This window comes from Streptomyces sp. NPDC008079 (genome assembly GCF_042957385.1).
GTDB lineage: Bacteria > Actinomycetota > Actinomycetes > Streptomycetales > Streptomycetaceae > Actinacidiphila.
This window is the reverse complement of sequence record NZ_JBIBIC010000005.1, coordinates 360,985-375,606: the sequence shown is the minus strand read 5'-3', so window position 1 is coordinate 375,606 and position 14,622 is coordinate 360,985. Positions and strand designations below refer to the sequence as shown.

The 14,622-nt window shown below is 71.6% G+C and carries 13 protein-coding genes; 10 read left to right on the top strand and 3 right to left on the bottom strand.

Annotated elements, in window-relative coordinates:
- Position 1 precedes the first annotated feature (1 nt).
- The 7 genes from ACFZAM_RS14910 (at position 2) to ACFZAM_RS14880 (ending at position 8,460) form a co-directional block, all read left to right on the top strand.
- Positions 2-1,153 carry an acyl-CoA dehydrogenase family protein gene (locus tag ACFZAM_RS14910; RefSeq protein ID WP_391046070.1) on the top strand — a complete coding sequence of 384 codons (1,152 nt, stop codon included), beginning with the start codon at positions 2-4 and terminating at the stop codon, positions 1,151-1,153.
- Positions 1,154-1,156: 3 nt separating this feature from the next.
- Positions 1,157-2,275, top strand: a complete 1,119-nt coding sequence (locus ACFZAM_RS14905) for an acyl-CoA dehydrogenase family protein (RefSeq protein ID WP_391046069.1) — start codon at positions 1,157-1,159, stop codon at positions 2,273-2,275.
- Between the two features lie 172 nt (positions 2,276-2,447).
- Positions 2,448-3,440: a zinc-binding dehydrogenase gene (locus tag ACFZAM_RS14900; RefSeq protein ID WP_391046067.1), complete on the top strand. Its 993-nt coding sequence runs from the start codon at positions 2,448-2,450 to the stop codon at positions 3,438-3,440.
- Positions 3,441-3,562: 122 nt separating this feature from the next.
- On the top strand, positions 3,563-4,834 hold the full coding sequence (locus ACFZAM_RS14895) for a cytochrome P450 (RefSeq protein ID WP_391046064.1): 1,272 nt from the start codon (positions 3,563-3,565) through the stop codon (positions 4,832-4,834).
- Between the two features lie 79 nt (positions 4,835-4,913).
- Entirely contained in the window at positions 4,914-5,771 is an 858-nt protein-coding gene (locus ACFZAM_RS14890) for an SDR family oxidoreductase (protein ID WP_391046062.1), read from the top strand.
- Positions 5,771-7,015: a cytochrome P450 gene (locus ACFZAM_RS14885; protein WP_391046059.1), complete on the top strand. Its 1,245-nt coding sequence runs from the start codon at positions 5,771-5,773 to the stop codon at positions 7,013-7,015. The genes ACFZAM_RS14890 and ACFZAM_RS14885 overlap by 1 nt, the downstream gene beginning before the upstream one ends.
- 53 nt (positions 7,016-7,068) lie before the next feature.
- Positions 7,069-8,460 carry an MFS transporter gene (locus ACFZAM_RS14880; protein WP_391046058.1) on the top strand — a complete coding sequence of 464 codons (1,392 nt, stop codon included), beginning with the start codon at positions 7,069-7,071 and terminating at the stop codon, positions 8,458-8,460.
- Here the strand turns inward: ACFZAM_RS14880 and ACFZAM_RS14875 are convergent.
- From ACFZAM_RS14875 to ACFZAM_RS14865, 3 genes are read right to left on the bottom strand one after another with little or no spacing between them, the layout of a single operon-like run.
- Positions 8,407-9,195 (bottom strand): hypothetical protein, encoded by a 789-nt coding sequence (locus ACFZAM_RS14875; RefSeq protein WP_391046057.1) that lies wholly within the window; start codon positions 9,193-9,195, stop codon positions 8,407-8,409. The two genes, ACFZAM_RS14880 and ACFZAM_RS14875, sit on opposite strands and share 54 nt — an antisense overlap.
- Entirely contained in the window at positions 9,192-10,385 is a 1,194-nt protein-coding gene (locus ACFZAM_RS14870) for a CoA transferase (protein ID WP_391046055.1), read from the bottom strand. Before ACFZAM_RS14870 ends, ACFZAM_RS14875 begins: the two co-directional genes overlap by 4 nt.
- Positions 10,382-10,891, bottom strand: coding sequence for a VOC family protein (locus ACFZAM_RS14865; protein ID WP_188284259.1), 510 nt, complete (start codon positions 10,889-10,891; stop codon positions 10,382-10,384). The genes ACFZAM_RS14870 and ACFZAM_RS14865 overlap by 4 nt, the downstream gene beginning before the upstream one ends.
- A 191-nt stretch (positions 10,892-11,082) precedes the next feature.
- Between ACFZAM_RS14865 and ACFZAM_RS14860 the strand changes: the two genes are divergently transcribed.
- Genes ACFZAM_RS14860 through ACFZAM_RS14850 form a run of 3 tightly spaced genes read left to right on the top strand, consistent with a single transcriptional unit; the run spans position 11,083 to position 14,569 of the window.
- Entirely contained in the window at positions 11,083-11,946 is an 864-nt protein-coding gene (locus tag ACFZAM_RS14860) for a branched-chain amino acid ABC transporter permease (RefSeq protein ID WP_355342471.1), read from the top strand.
- Complete coding sequence (locus ACFZAM_RS14855; protein ID WP_391046053.1) at positions 11,943-13,850, top strand: ATP-binding cassette domain-containing protein; 1,908 nt, start codon at positions 11,943-11,945, stop codon at positions 13,848-13,850. The genes ACFZAM_RS14860 and ACFZAM_RS14855 overlap by 4 nt, the downstream gene beginning before the upstream one ends.
- Positions 13,847-14,569: an ABC transporter ATP-binding protein gene (locus tag ACFZAM_RS14850; RefSeq protein ID WP_355342465.1), complete on the top strand. Its 723-nt coding sequence runs from the start codon at positions 13,847-13,849 to the stop codon at positions 14,567-14,569. The genes ACFZAM_RS14855 and ACFZAM_RS14850 overlap by 4 nt, the downstream gene beginning before the upstream one ends.
- The last annotated feature ends 53 nt before the right edge of the window (positions 14,570-14,622 follow it).

Genomic DNA, 14,622 nt, shown 5'->3' with positions numbered 1-14,622 from the left:
TATGAAGCTGAGGTTGTCGCCCGAGGACGCGGCCTTCCGTGACGGGTTGCGGCGGTTCTTCACCACGCGGGTGCCGGGGCACATTCGGGAGACGGTGGCGGCGCGCGAGGAGTTGACCAAGGAGCAGATGGTCGAGTCGATGCGGACGCTCGACGCGGCCGGGATCGCGGTGCCCAACTGGCCGGTCGAGTGGGGCGGGAGGGACTGGACGCCGCTGCGACGGCACATCTGGCACGAGGAGATGCAGGCGGCCTGCGTTCCGCCGCCGGTCACCTTCAACGCCTCGATGGTCGGCCCGGTCATCGCCGCGTTCGGCTCGCGGGAGCTCAAGGAGCGCTTCCTGCCGGCCACCCGGAACGTCGACATCTGGTGGTCGCAGGGCTTCTCCGAGCCCGACGCCGGTTCCGACCTGGCCGCTCTGCGCACCTCGGCCGTACGCGACGGCGCGCACTATGTCGTCAACGGCCAGAAGACCTGGACCTCCTACGCCCAGTACGGCGACTGGATCTTCACGCTGGTGCGCACCGATCCGGACGCCCCGCGCAAGCAGGCCGGCATCTCCTTCCTCCTGATCGACATGGCCTCGCCGGGCGTCACCGTCCGGCCGATCCAGCTCATCGACGGCGGGAGCCTGGTCAACGAGGTCTTCTTCGAGGACGTGCGCGTCCCCGTCGACAACCTCGTCGGCCAGGAGAACCACGGGTGGGACTACGCCAAATTCCTCCTCGGTAACGAGCGGGTGGGGATCGCGGGCGTGGGCGGGACCAAGTGGTTGCTGGCGCAGGCCAAGACATGGGCCGGGGACCGGCTGCGCGAGGATCCGCTGCTCGCGGCGGACTTCGCGCGGCTGGAGAACGACCTGCTGGCGGTCGAACTGACCTCGATCCGGGTCGCCGCCGACTCGGCGGACGGCAAGGCGCAGCCCGCCTCGTCCGTCCTCAAGCTCGCCGGATCCGAACTCCAGCAGGCCGTCACCGAACTCGTCCTCGGCCTCGCGGGCGAGCGGGGGCTCTCCGGCGACCCGGCCGCGGGCGCGCCGCCGTGGACCCGCCCGGCCGCCGCGGCCTATCTCCACCTGCGGGCCGCGAGCATCTACGGCGGCTCCAACGAGGTGCAACGACAGATCATCGCCGGCACGATCCTGGGGCTGTGAGACATGGACTTCGACCGCACCGACGAGCAGCGCGCCCTGCGGGACGCCGTACGCGGTCTGTTGGGCACGGCCTACGCCACGGTCCAGGGCCGCCGTGACGCCGCGGCCGAGGAGCCGGGATACGACGAGACCATGTGGTCCCGGCTGGCCGCGATGGGCGTCCTCGGACTGCCGTTCGCGGAAGAGGCCGGCGGCATGGGCGCGGGCCCGGTCGAAGTCGGCGTGGTGGCCGAGGAGATCGGGCGCGTACTGGCCCCCGAGCCCTTCGTCGAGGCCGTCGTCCTGTGCGGCGGCCTCCTCGCGCGGGCGGGCGGCGACGTGTCCGGCATCGCGGACGGCACCCTCCTTCCGGCGTACGTCGGCGGTCCCGGCGTCACGGCCCGGCGCGACGGCGAGCGCTGGGTGCTGGACGGCGGCGCCTCGCCCGTACTCAACGGAGCCCGTGCCGACCTGCTCGTGGTGGTCGCCGACGTCGGCGGAACACCGGCGCTCTTCACGACGGCCGGGGGCGAGCGGACCCCGTTCGGTACGTACGACGGGGGACGCGCCGCCCGGGTGACCTTCGACGCGACCGCCGCCGAGCCGCTGGGCGATCCGGCCGCCGACGCGACCGGCGTGATCGCGTACGCCCGGGCCCGCGCGCAGGTGGCGTACGCCCACGAGGCGCTCGGCGCCATGGAGCGCGCGCTGGAAATCACCCGCGACTACCTGCGCGACCGCCGCCAGTTCGGGAAACCGCTGAGCGCCTTCCAGAACCTCACCTTCCGCGCCTCCGACATGTACGTCTCGCTCGAACTCGCGCGCAGCACGGTGCTGTGGGCGTCGATGGTGCTCGCGGAAAGCGACGAGAGGGAGCGGGAGGGCGGTCTGGCGGGGAGCGGCGCGGCCGAAGGCATCGAGGCGGCGTCGCGCGCCAAACTCCGGGCCGCCGAGTCCGGGCGGCACATCGGCCAGGAGGCGATCCAGTTGCACGGCGGGATCGGCATGACGATGGAGTACCAGGTCGGGCACTACGCGATGCGGCTCACCACCATCGAGCACCTGCTGGGCGACCGGCGCCACCATCTCTCCCGCCTGGCGGCGGCCGTCGGCGACCACCGGGCCGTGAACCCGCTGCAATAGCCGGCGCCCGGCCGCCGCAGGAGCTGACGAACGAGCCGCCGCACGAGCTGACGAACGAGCCGCCGCACGAGCTGACGGACGAGTCGGCGGACGAGTCGTCCGATGAGCCGGTGGATTCTGTCGACAATCCATTAACCATGCTAATTTATTGCGCAATCCGAAAGGGGCCCCCATGGCAGGGTCGGTCACCACACACGAAGCCCGGCTCACCCACGACGGCGCGGAACCCCTCACCGCCGGTTCGTTCGAGGTGGCCGAACGGGAACTGCCCCCGGCGGTCGACGGCGAGATCCTCGTCGAGGTCCGGTACGCCTCCCTCGATCCCTCGCAGCGGATCCGGCTCCGGTCGGAGGGCGCCGGTTTCGTCCCGCCCGCCGGAGTCGTCGGCACCGTCGTGGAGTCCCGGAGCGACGCGTTCGAGGTCGGGGACACGGTGACCGCGCCGGGCGCCTGGGCCACCGCGGTCCGCGTCCCGGCCGCGAGCGCCGAGCGGTACGACTCCCCGGAGGGTGTGGCCCTCCACCACGCGGTCGGTCTGCTCGGACTGACCGGTCTGACCGCCTACTTCGGGGTACGGCGGGTGCTCCGCCCGCGTCGCGGCGAGAAGATCGTCGTGACCGGCGCCTTCGGGGGAGTGGGCCAGGTCGCCGCGCAGCTCATCGCCGCGAGCGGCGCCGACGTCCTCGGCGTCGTGGGCGGCCCCGACAAGGCGCACGGCCTCAAGCGGCTCGGCATCACCGCCGTCGACCACCGGGCTCCGGACTGGACCGCCGAGGTCGACCGCTGGGCGCCCGAAGGGCTGCACGCGGTCTTCGACAACGTGTGGGGCGAGACGTCCGCGCGGCTGGTCGAGCGGCTGGGACCGCTCGGCCGCGTCGCCCTGTGCGGGCAGATGTCCGGCATCGGCGAGGCGGTGGTCCCGCCGCTGCCGCTGGACAACTGGTTCCGGCTGGTGACCCGTTCGCTGACCGTCCAGGGTTTCCGCGCGGCCGACTTCGCCGCGGAGAACGCCGACGCGCGCCGGGCGCTCGCGGACATGATCGCCTCGGGCGCCCTCGACCAGGAGATCCACCTGGCGCCCGGCCTGGCCGCCGCGGGCCCGGCCTTCGCCGACCTGCTCACCGGCCACGTCGTCGGCAAGCTCGTCGTAGCGGTGCGGGAGTGAGTGACGGTGCGGGATCAAGCAGCGGTGCGGGAGTGAGTGACGGTGCGGGATCAAGCGGCGGTGCGGGAGTCAGTGACAGTGCGGGATCAAGCAGCGGTGCGGGACCGAGCGGAGGTACGGGCATGAGCAGCGGTACGGGCGCGGGCGCGGACGCCCTGCGGGACGACGTACTCGCCCTGCTGGCCGGGGACGGCGACAGACTCGCGGACCCGTACCCCACCTGGAACCGGCTGCGCGAGGAGATCCCCGTCTGGAAGCAGGGTGACGTGGTGATCCTGAGCCGGCACGAGCACGTGCACCAACTGCTCGGGGACAACAACATCCTCTACAGCCGTCAGGGCACGAAGACCTCCGCGCGCTACGAGCGCGCCAAGCGGGAGTTCAGCCCGCACGGCAGCGCCGCCTTCGGCCGGGTCCTCGACCAGGAGTTCCACCAGTTGGTGCGGATGGACCCGCCGGACCACCCGCGGGTGCGGCGGGCGGTCCAGCCGCCGTTCTCGGCGCGCAATCTGGCCCGTGAGATGCAGGACAAGGTCAGCGAACGGGTGGACCGCAATCTGACCGCGCTGGCGGCGGGCGGCGGCGAGGCCGACTTCAAGAAGTTCGCGTACTCCCTTCCCCTCCAGGTGCTCGGCGACCTCCTGGGCATCCCGATCGACGACCTCGACATGGTCCACTCATGGGCCCAGAAGATCGCCGAGAACAAGTTCAACGCCGACTCCGAGAGGGCGGCGGTCGAGGCCGACGAGGCGTACCGGCACCTGATGACGTACATCGACGTGCTCGTGGCGCGCCAGCGGGCGAGCGGCTCCGAGACCGGTCTCGTGGCCGCCCTGCTGGAATCGGAGGACAGCGGCGTGGTCTCCCACGAGGAGGCGATGGCCATGATGGCGCTGATGATCTTCGCGGGACACGAGACGACCAGCAATCTGCTGGCCATCGGGCTGCTCGAACTGCTGCGCCACCCGGACCAGTGGGATCTGCTCGTCGCGGAGCCCGAGCGGGTCCCGGCGGCGGTGGAGGAGCTGCTGCGCTTCGTCACGCCCGCGCACTTCCTGCCGTACGTCGCGAAGGAGGGGCGGGAGGTCGACGGCGTCGCGGTCGAGGCGGGCGACACCGTCATCGGCGTGCTCGCCGCGGCCAACCGGGACCCCGCGGTCTTCGCGCGGCCGGACGAGCTGGACATCGCCCGCTCCGACAGCCGCGCGCACGTCTCGCTCGGCCTCGGGCCGCACTTCTGCCTGGGGGCCGGTCTGGCGCGGATGGAGGCGACGGCGCTGTTCGGCACGATCGCGCGCAGGTTCCCCGGCGCGCGGCCGGTCGAGGCCGACCTGCGCTGGGGCGGCCGTTCACTGCGTACGCCACTGGCCATGCCGGTCCGACTGCTGGGCTGATCGGATGCCGTGACGGCGGCCGATCCCGTGCCTTGACGGTGGCGGGCAGCACTCCTATCGTGTTATTTCACATCGCTAAATGAATGATCGGGAGGTTCCGGTGCGCTACCTCATCACGGGCGCGGGCAGTGGGATCGGACGTGCGGTGGCGACCCTGGCCGCGCGCGCGGCCGGGAGCGAAGGAGCCGGGCAGGCGCGGCTCGCGCTGCTCGACCGCGACGCCGGGGCCATCGAGGCGGTCGCCGCCGAACTCCGGGGGACCGGCGCCGAATGCCTGCCGCTGGCCGTCGACCTGAGCGACCCGGCGGCGGTCGGCAAGGCGGTGGAAGAGGCCGTCTCCGCCTTCGGCGGCCTCGACGCCCTCGTGAGCAACGCCGGGATCAGCTCGGCCGACCCGCTCGAAGACCTCAGCCTGGAGACCTTCCAGCGCACGTTCGACGTCAACACCCGCGCGACCTTCCTGCTGGCACGGGCGGCCTTCCCGGCGCTCCGCGCGTCGCGCGGTGCGATCGTCGCCACCGCGTCGATCTCCGCGACGCATCCGACACCGCCGCTCGGCATGTACAGCGCGAGCAAGGCGGCGCTGAAGATGATGGTCCAGCAGATGGCGGTGGAATGGGGCCGGTACGGAATCCGGGCCAACTGCGTCTCGCCCGGCCCGACGGACACCGGCCTGACCCGTAAATCGTTCGGCGACGCGGAGGACACGGCCGCCGCGGCGAACAGGCGCTACCGCGAAGCGGTCTCCCCCATGCGGAAGATCGCGCGCGCCGAGGACATCGCCGACGCCGTGCTCTACCTCGCGGGTCCGCGCGCCGGGCATGTCACCGGCGTGGACCTGCCCGTCGACGGCGGCCTGTCGCTGACCGTCATGCCGCTCACGGGGGGCACACCCGGATACCGACTCGACGAGATCGCGCAGGAGGCGACGTCGTGATGACCGACACCACCGCTGGGACGCTGCCCGGATTCCTCTCCTCCGAGGTCGCGGCCGACCCCGACGCCTTCTACCGGCGGCTGCGGGCCGAGGCCCCCGTGCACTGGGACGACGGCTACCGCGGCTACCTGATCAGCAAGCACGCCGACGTCGGAGCCGCCTACCGCAACCCGCTGTTCTCCACCCAGAACTACGAGGTCAGCCTCCAGCCCGTCTTCGGCCGCTCGATGCTCCAGATGGACGGCGCCGAACACAGCCGCAAGAAGGCCCTGGTCACCCCGTACTTCCGCGGCAAGGGCCTGGAGAAGTGGGCGCCGGTCATCGCGCGCAATGTCGCGACGATCCTGGACCGCTCCGTCGCGTCGGCGTCCGCGCACCTCACCCGCGGCTTCCGGCCGGGCGACACCGTCGACCTGCTGGCCGACTTCGGCTACTACCTGCCGGTCTACGTGATCACCGACATGCTCGGCCTGCCGCACAGCGACTACGACCGGTTCTTCGACTGGTACAGCAGGCACGTGGCCTTCCTCGGCAACCTCGCCCGCGACCCGGAGATCGACGAACTCGGCCGCCGGGCCACCAAGGAACTCTGGGAGTACCTCGCCCCCGTGATCGAGGACCGCCGCTCGCACCTCGGCGACGACCTCATCTCCGGGCTGATCACCGCCGAGATCGACGGCGAGCGCCTGGACGACCTCGAAATCCTCACCCACGTCACGCAGTTGCTCAACGCCGGGTCCGAGACCACCGGCAAGGCGCTGGCCAGTATGTTCGCCTATCTGCTGCGCGAGCGGACGCTGTTCGAGGAGGTACGGGACGACCGCTCGCAGGTCATCCCCGCGATCAGCGAGACCCTGCGGATCAGCCCGCCGTCCCAGATGAACGGCCGCAAGGTCACCCAGGACGTCGAGGTCAAGGGCACCCTGCTGCCCGCGGGCACCCTGGTGATGCTCCTCATGGCCTCGGCCAACCGCGACGAGGACCGGTTCTCCGACCCGGACACCTTCGACTTCCACCGGCCCGACCTCGACCACGCCAAGACGTTCACCGCGGCCGGTGACACCTTCGCCTTCGGCTCGGGGCGGCACTTCTGCCTCGGCGCGATGCTCGCCAAATCCGAGCTGGAGATGGCCTCGAACGTCCTGCTCGACCGGTTCCCCGGCATGCGCCTGGCCGACGGGTTCGAGCCCGCGTGGTCGGGCCTGAAGATGCGGTCGGTGGACAGGCTGACGGTGACCCTCTGAACGACCGGCCGCCGGGGCCGGGGGCGAGCGGGCGTGCCCTGTCGGCACTGCTGGTGTCCGCCGCCCTGGTCTCGGCGGCGGTCGTCACCCTCGGCGCCCCGCTCGTGCCGCGGGTCCAGCAGACCTTCGGCGTCGGCACCGAGGCGTCCCAGTGGTCGTACACGATCACCCTGCTCGTCGGCGCCACCTTGACCCCGCTGCTCGGCCGGCTCGCCGACGGACGGCGGCGAAGACCCGCGATGGTCGTGGTGTGCGCGCTCGTCACCCTCGGATGCGCGGTCTCCGCCGCCGGGACCCACTTCGGGGTCTTCCTGGCGGGACGCGCGCTCCAGGGCGTCGCGGTGGCGCTGGTGGCGATGACCATCGCGTGCGCCCGCGACCTGTACTCCGGTCCCGCGACGGCCCGCCTGGTCGCGCTGCTGTCGATCACCACGGCGCTCGGCGCCGGGGCGGCCTACCCGCTCACGACGTTCGTGGCCGATCACTTCGGCCTGCGGGCGGCGTACGGCGGCGCCACGGTGCTCGCGCTGCTCGTCACGCTCGCGGTGGCCGCCGGTCTGCCGCGAACGGTGCCGGTGGGCCGCGACGCGCCGCTGGACGTGCCGGGCGCGGTGGTCCTGATCGCCGCCACGGCGTGCGCGCTGCTGGCCGTCAGCCAGGGCAACTCCTGGGGCTGGTCGAGCGCCGGGGTGCTCGTCCTCGGCGCAGCGGCCCTCTGCCTGTCGCTGTGGTGGATCCGGCTCGAACTGCGCGCCCCCCACCCCTTGGTGCAACTGCGGCTCTTCGCCCGGCGCGACGTCCTCGCCGCGCACCTCACCGGCCTGCTGATGGGCGTGAGCCTGTACAACACGCCCGTCCTCATCACCCGCATCGGTCTCGCCTCCCGCGACACGCGGTACGGCGTGGGGCTCAGCCTCAGCGCGATCGGTGTGGTGATGGTCCCCATCGCGCTGTGCAACTACCTGAGCAGCCGTACCGCGACGGCGCTGGCGCGGGTCAGGGGCCGACGGGTCGCGCTGGCGTCGGGAGGCGTCGTCGGCGCGCTCGGGCCGCTGATGCTGATCGAGGTCGACGGGCACCTGGCGCTGCTGGTGGCCGCGGTCGTCCTGACGTCCTGGGGAGCGGGGGCGACCTTCGGCACGCTGCCCGGCCTCATCGTCGACTCGGTCGAACCGGGCGAGACCGGCAGCGCCACCAGCGTCAACATCCTGCTGCGGGCGGTCGGCGGCGCGGTGGGCAGCGCGGTCACCGCGGCGCTGATCGGCGCGGCCCACGGACCGGCGGGGGAGGCGACGACGACCGGGCTGACCTGGGCCGCGCTCGCCTGCGCCGCCACCTGCGCGGCCTCGGTCGTGGTCAGCTGCTGTGTGCCGAGCCGCCGCGCGCGCCGGTCAGAGCCGCGGCCGGCCGCCGTCGAACCAGTCCCACTCCCACGGGCGGATTGACAGCATCGGGGTGCTCAGCAGGACGTGCTCCGCGTCGCCGGGCGCGCTGTCCCGCCCGATCCAGTCGGGCCGCGCGTCCTCGACGCGAGCGCTTGTCTCCAGGACGTCGCCGTCGAGGTACAGCACGCGCACCGTCAGACCGTCGTCGGCGCTCCCGGCCGGTGACCCGAACCCGCCCGCGCCCTCGGCGAACCGGTACGTCGCCGCGCCCGCGACACCGGGCACCGCGAGCACCGCCGGGATCAACTCCCGGTCCAGCGCGGCAAAACGGGCCGCGCCCGCGGGCTCGGCGGGAGCGGCCGTCCTGGACAGCGTGAGGTGGACGCCCCGGTGCGGGCGGTGCGGGAGCGCCGCCGCCGCGACGAGGACGCGCGGGGCCGCGTACTCCTTGACCGGGTGGAAGAAGCCGACCGGGCGTCGTTCGGTCCAGGGCAGTTCGGGGCGGCGGCCCCACCACAGCGCGCGCTGGTTGAGGTCGGTCCACTCCCGCAGCGCGGACTCCAGCGGGGCACGGAACCCGTAGGCGACGGCGTACTGGACGGGTGCGTAGGCGTCGTCGCCGACATGACCGGCCGCCGCGCACCGCGGGGTGCGGACCCAGCGGTCCCCCCAGGCGACGCCGGGGAGCAGCGCGTTCTCCGGCAGGTGGTCGAGCTGGTGCCACGCGTTGTACTCGGCGTGCCGGGTGGCGTCGTTGAGGTGCGTGAAGGTGAGGAAGAGCCGGTCGGTGCTCATATCGGGCGGCTTTCGGCCCGCGGGTTCTCGGCAGGTGCCCGCGACCACTCGCGCAGGACCGCGTCGTTGTCGGCGCCGAGCCGGGGCGCGGGGGCGGGCGTGTCCTGCCCCCATCCGGCCGACCGCGTGACCGGACCCGGTACGGGGAACACGCCGACGCCCGGCTGATCCACCTGGTGGAACAGGTCGTTGGCGGTCACCAGCGGATCGCGGACGAATTCGCCGACGGTCCGGTAGTCGCCCCACAGGACGTGCCCGGCGTCGAGCGCGGCGACGGCCTCGGTGTGGGTGTGCGCGGAGAACCACGGCGCGAGGATCGCCGAGATCAGGTCCCGGTGCTCGTACCGCGCCGCCTCGTCGCCGAAGTCCACGCCGAGCGTGCGCTGAAGGCTGTCGAGGACGGTACGTGTGCCGGTCAGTCCGACGAGCTTGTCCCAGTGCCTGGCGGTCAGGGCGACGACCATGACCCGGCGGCCGTCGCCGGTCGCGAAGTCGCAACCGTAGCTGCCGTAGAGGTAGTTGCCGTCGCGCAGCCGTCCCGCGCCGTTCACCACCGCGTCGGCGACGAAGCCGAGGTGGGCCATGGTCGCGGCGGCGACGTCCGCGAGGTTGACCTCGACGAGCCGGCCGCGACCGGTGGCGGCGCGTTCGGTGTGCGCCGCGAGCAGGGCCAGCGCCACGTGCAGACCGGTGAGCAGGTCCCAGGCGGGCAGGACGTGGTTGACCGGGAGCGAGGAGTCCACGGGCCCGGTGAGCCAGGGCAGGCCCACCTCGGAGTTGATCGTGTAGTCGACCGCCGGACGTCCGTCGCCGCGCCCGCCGATGTGGGCGACGATGACATCGGGCCTGACGCGGCGCAGTTCCTGGTAGTCCAGCCACGACTGGCCGACCGCGTTGGTGACCAGCAGGCCGTGGCCGCCGCCCGGTGCGGCCAGCAGTTCGCGCACCACGTCGCGCCCGGACTCCGACCGCAGATCGACCTCGACCGAGCGCTTGCCCTTGTTGAGCCCTGCCCAGTACAGGCTGGTGCCGTCCGCGCCGCGCGGCAGCCGCCGGGTGTCCGTGGCGCCGCCGACGGGGTCCACCCGTACGACGTCCGCGCCGAGTTGGGCGAGCGTCATCGTCGCGGAGGGGCCCGCGACGTACGTCGACAGGTCGAGGACGTGGAGTCCGGTCAGCGGCCCGCTCATGCGAACGGGGAGACGTACGGGATGTTCTTGGCGGCGGCGGCCTCGGCGATCCAGCCGTCGATCTGCTCGGCCACCTCGTGCGAGACCAACTCGATCCACATGCCGGGGGATTCGGGGTTGTAGTGGAAGGTGGCGCGGCCGATGCCGCCGTCCTCGGCGACGCCGTTCAGCTCGCGCCGGTATCCCCTGGCCTCCAGCGCCGCCGCCGCGGCGCGCAGGTCGTCGGTGTAGTAGCCGAGGTGGTGGACCCTGCGCCCGCCCGTCACGTTGAGGTACGGCGCCGGGTCGATCTGCTCCAGCAACTCGATGAAGTGCGGGCCCTGGAGCGAGTAGGTGAAGCGGACCTCGCGCCCGACGACGCCGTCGGGGCACTCCAGCGGAACGGTCGAGGTCAGCGGCGGTGCCCAGTCCAGGCGCAGGGCGTCGCCCATGGCCGCCATCGCCTTGTCGAGGCTGTCCACGATCATGCCGGTGTGGTACAGCCGGAGCAGCGGCTCGGTGCTCATGAAGGGCCCCTCTCTGTGGTCGGGCGACGAACGTTACATCATGCTAAGTAAATCCGGCAGTGCCGACGCGAGCCGACGCGGAAGGTTTCCGGCGACCCCTTGACAGGGATGATCCGCGACCTCAGTCTCATAGCAGTTAGCCATGTGAAAGATTCTGGTGCGGACCGTTCCTGGGCACAAGGGAGTGCGCAATGATCTCGCTGGTCGTGACCGGCCTCTCGCAGGCGGCGGTGCTGATTCCGCTGGTCCTGGCGGTGAGTCTGGTGTTCCGTGTGAGCGGAGTCGTCAACTTCGGCGCCGGGAACTTCTGCGTCTTCGCCGGTGCCGCGTGCGCCTCCTGGGGGGCCGGCAACAGCGGCCTCGGCGTCGTCCTGACGATCGTGGTCGGCGGTGTCCTGGGCGCCGCCTGCTACGCGATCGCGATCGTGCCCGCGCAGCGCAAGAAGGTGCCGGTGATCGGCCTGACCCTCGCCACCCTCGGCTTCGGACTCCTGCTCAACTTCCTGACCCGCACGTGGTTCGGCGGCGAGCCCTCGATCGTGCAGCCCTGGATCCACGGCTCGGTCTCGATCGGCAGTTACGAGACCTCCAAGCAACGGCTGCTGGTCATCGGCCTGTCGCTCCTCCTGCTGCTCGTGATGTGGTTCCTGTTCGACCGGACGCTCATCGGGCACCACCTGTCCGCCGTCTCCTTCGACCACGAACTGGCGCAGGTCTACGGCGTCCGCACGATGCGGTTCGAACTGCTCGCCTGGGTGGTCTCGGGCGCCTGCCTGGTCATCGGCGGCATCTTCCAGGCCTCGCTCGGCAGCGTCTCGGTCGACGTCGCGCCCACCCTCCTCGTCCTGAGCCTGGTCGGCGCCGTCATCGGCGGCCTCGGAAGTCTCTTCGGCGCGGTGGGCGGCGCCGTCGTGGCCGGTTTCGTGATGACCTTCACCGACCAGCACATCGCCGCCAGTTACCACCTGACCTCACTCTTCGTGATCCTGTCCCTGGTGCTGCTCGTGCGGCCGACAGGGCTGTTCACCTTCCGCGGAACGGCTGAGCGCGTATGAGCACCATCGGACTGGACAAGGCCGCACCGCGCGAGGTGAGCGGCGCCCCGAAGAAACCCGAAGGAATACGCAGGGCACTGACCTCGGTCTGGGCCAAACACGTCGCGGGCCCACTGGTCCTGGTGATCGTCGGACTCGTCGCCAGCGGCAACGACTACTACGTCCACCTGGCGTCCGCCGGAGTCATCGCGTACATCCTCACGACGGCCTTCAACATCGTCTACGGCTACGCGGGCATCTTCAATCTCTCGGTCGTCATCACCTACGGCGTCGGGGCCTTCACCAGCGTCTATCTCGAAGTCCGGTTCGGAATGCCGTTCTGGCCCGCGCTGCTGATCTCCGTCGCGGTCACCACCGTGCTCTCCGTTCTCGTGGCGGTTCCCACCCGAGGGCTCAACGAGCTGTTCCTCGCCATCCAGACGCTCGCCTTCGCGCTCGCGCTCGCCGAAGTCATGGTGAACTGGCACGAGTTCAGCGGCGGCACGATCGGCATCTACTCGATTCCGCTGCCCACGTTCTTCGGCCACCAGCTCATCAGCGGCTATCTCTCGTACTACTGGCTCGCCGCGTTCTTCGCGTGGCTCACGTACGAACTCGTCCTGCGCATCCACCTGTCGGCGATGCGGCGCAAACTGACCGCGTTGCGCGAGGGGCCGCGCGTGCTCGCCTCCGTGGGGGTCTCGCCCGACTCCACGCGGCTGGTCGCCTTCGCGATCTCCGGCGGCCTCGCCGGACTCGCCGGGGTGCTCTTCGCCCACTTCCAGCTCGTGATCGACCTGGAGACCTTCAGCTTCACCCGCCTGGTGGCGCTGCTGCTCGCCGCGATCCTCGGCGGAAGCGGCTACTTCCTCGGTCCGGTGTTCGGCGTCGTCGCCATCCTGGTGATGGACGAGCTGTCGCTGGCCACCAGCCAGGCGCAGGACCTAGTCTACGGCGTGGGCATCCTGGTGCTCGTCGTGCTCACCCGCGGCGGCATCGCGGGCGGCCTGGACAACCTCGTGAAGTGGCTGCTCAGGCGCCGACGGCCGGACGAAGCGGCAGAGCCCACCGGCGAGTTGGAGCCGCGGGAACCGGGCCTCGCCGTCGCCGAGACGGTGACCCAGGTGACCCACCGCCTCGCGGACTCGGTCAGGGCCGTGCACCGGGACGCACGGGTCGAGGTGCGCGGAGTGTCGGTCGCCTTCGGCGGCAACACCGCGGTCAACGACGTCTCGCTCTCCTTCGCGACCGGTGAGGTCATCGGACTCATCGGCCCCAACGGCGCGGGCAAGACCACCCTCCTGAACGCGATCACCGGGGACGTCCGGGCGACCGGCTCCGTGCGCCTCGGCGACGACGAGATCCTCGGCACGCCCGCGCAGAACCTCGTACGGGCGGGCATCGGCCGGACGTTCCAGAGCCCGAAGGTCATCCCCGAACTGACCCTGCTGGAGAACGTCATGCTCGCCGGGGACGGCATCGGCAAGGTCGGCTGGCTCCGCCAGTCGCTGCTGAGCCCGGCCGCCCGCAAGCAGGCGCTGGCCGGACGCGACCGGGCGATGACCCTGCTCACCGACCTCGCCCTCGCCGACCGCGCCAGGAGCCTGGCCGCGGACCAGCCGTACGGCGTGCTCCGCCTGGTCGAGATCGCCCGCAATCTGATGCTCGACCCGGCGTTCCTGCTGCTGGACGAACCCGGCGCGGGACTGACCGAGTTCGAACGCCAGGAGATCGCCGCGACCGTCCGCGCGCTCGGCGCCCGCGACCTCGGGGTGGTCCTGGTCGACCACAATCTTCCGCTGATCACCAGCGCCTGCGACCGCGTCTACGTCCTGGACCACGGCCAGGTCATCGCGGAGGGCCCGCCCGACGAGGTCTTCGCACAGCAAGAGGTCATCTCCGCCTACCTGGGGGTTCCCGGATGAGCACGCCGCTTCTCGACGTCACCGGCCTGACGGCCGGCTACGGCGACCACCAACCCGTACTCCACGACGTCTCCTTCACCCTCGCCGAGGGCGAACTGCTCGGCCTGGTCGGGATGAACGGCGCGGGCAAGACGACCCTGATGCGCGCCCTCAGCGGCGGCCTCAAGCCCAGGTCGGGGGAGGTCTCCTTCCAGGGCGAGCGGATGAACGGATTCTCGACGGCCGCCAGCGTCCGCAAGGGGATCGTGATCGTGCCGGAGGGGCACCGCGTCCTGCGCCCGCTCACGGTCGAGGAGAATCTGCAGATCTCCGCGATGCGGCTGAGCAGACGCGCCGTTCGGCGCGCGATCGCCGAGAAGCAGGCCCTGGTCTACGAGTTGTTCCCGATCCTGGCGGAGCGCCGCACGCAGCTCGCGGGCCTGCTCTCGGGCGGGGAGCAGCAGATGCTCTCCCTGGCCCGCGCCGTCATCCAGCGGCCCAGACTGCTGCTCCTGGACGAGCCGTCGCTGGGGCTCGCCCCGGTCGTGATCGAGAAGATCTACGCGTCCCTGCGGGCCCTCCAGGCCGAGGGCATCTCGATGCTGGTCGTCGAGCAGAACAGCGACCGCCTGGCCAGGGCCAGCGAACGGCTGATCGTCCTGCGCGACGGCCGGATCGCCGCCACCGGCACGCCGTCCTCCCTCCAGGGGGCCGAGCTCAACGCCGCCTATTTCGGCTGAGCGGCCGGGTCGCCCAGGTGTCCGGCCGCAGGGCCATGGGCAATACTTTACGT

Bases quoted from the DNA above. Each gene is read 5' to 3' on its own strand.
- ACFZAM_RS14910 (WP_391046070.1), top strand. From the start codon at position 2: ATGAAGCTGAGGTTGTCGCCCGAGGACGCGGCCTTCCGTGACGGGTTG.
- ACFZAM_RS14870 (WP_391046055.1), bottom strand. From the start codon at position 10,385: ATGAGCGGGCCGCTGACCGGACTCCACGTCCTCGACCTGTCGACGTAC.
- ACFZAM_RS14890 (WP_391046062.1), top strand. From the start codon at position 4,914: ATGAATGATCGGGAGGTTCCGGTGCGCTACCTCATCACGGGCGCGGGC.
- ACFZAM_RS14860 (WP_355342471.1), top strand. From the start codon at position 11,083: ATGATCTCGCTGGTCGTGACCGGCCTCTCGCAGGCGGCGGTGCTGATT.
- ACFZAM_RS14900 (WP_391046067.1), top strand. From the start codon at position 2,448: ATGGCAGGGTCGGTCACCACACACGAAGCCCGGCTCACCCACGACGGC.
- ACFZAM_RS14875 (WP_391046057.1), bottom strand. From the start codon at position 9,195: ATGAGCACCGACCGGCTCTTCCTCACCTTCACGCACCTCAACGACGCC.
- ACFZAM_RS14905 (WP_391046069.1), top strand. From the start codon at position 1,157: ATGGACTTCGACCGCACCGACGAGCAGCGCGCCCTGCGGGACGCCGTA.
- ACFZAM_RS14895 (WP_391046064.1), top strand. From the start codon at position 3,563: ATGAGCAGCGGTACGGGCGCGGGCGCGGACGCCCTGCGGGACGACGTA.
- ACFZAM_RS14855 (WP_391046053.1), top strand. From the start codon at position 11,943: ATGAGCACCATCGGACTGGACAAGGCCGCACCGCGCGAGGTGAGCGGC.
- ACFZAM_RS14865 (WP_188284259.1), bottom strand. From the start codon at position 10,891: ATGAGCACCGAGCCGCTGCTCCGGCTGTACCACACCGGCATGATCGTG.
- ACFZAM_RS14885 (WP_391046059.1), top strand. From the start codon at position 5,771: ATGACCGACACCACCGCTGGGACGCTGCCCGGATTCCTCTCCTCCGAG.
- ACFZAM_RS14850 (WP_355342465.1), top strand. From the start codon at position 13,847: ATGAGCACGCCGCTTCTCGACGTCACCGGCCTGACGGCCGGCTACGGC.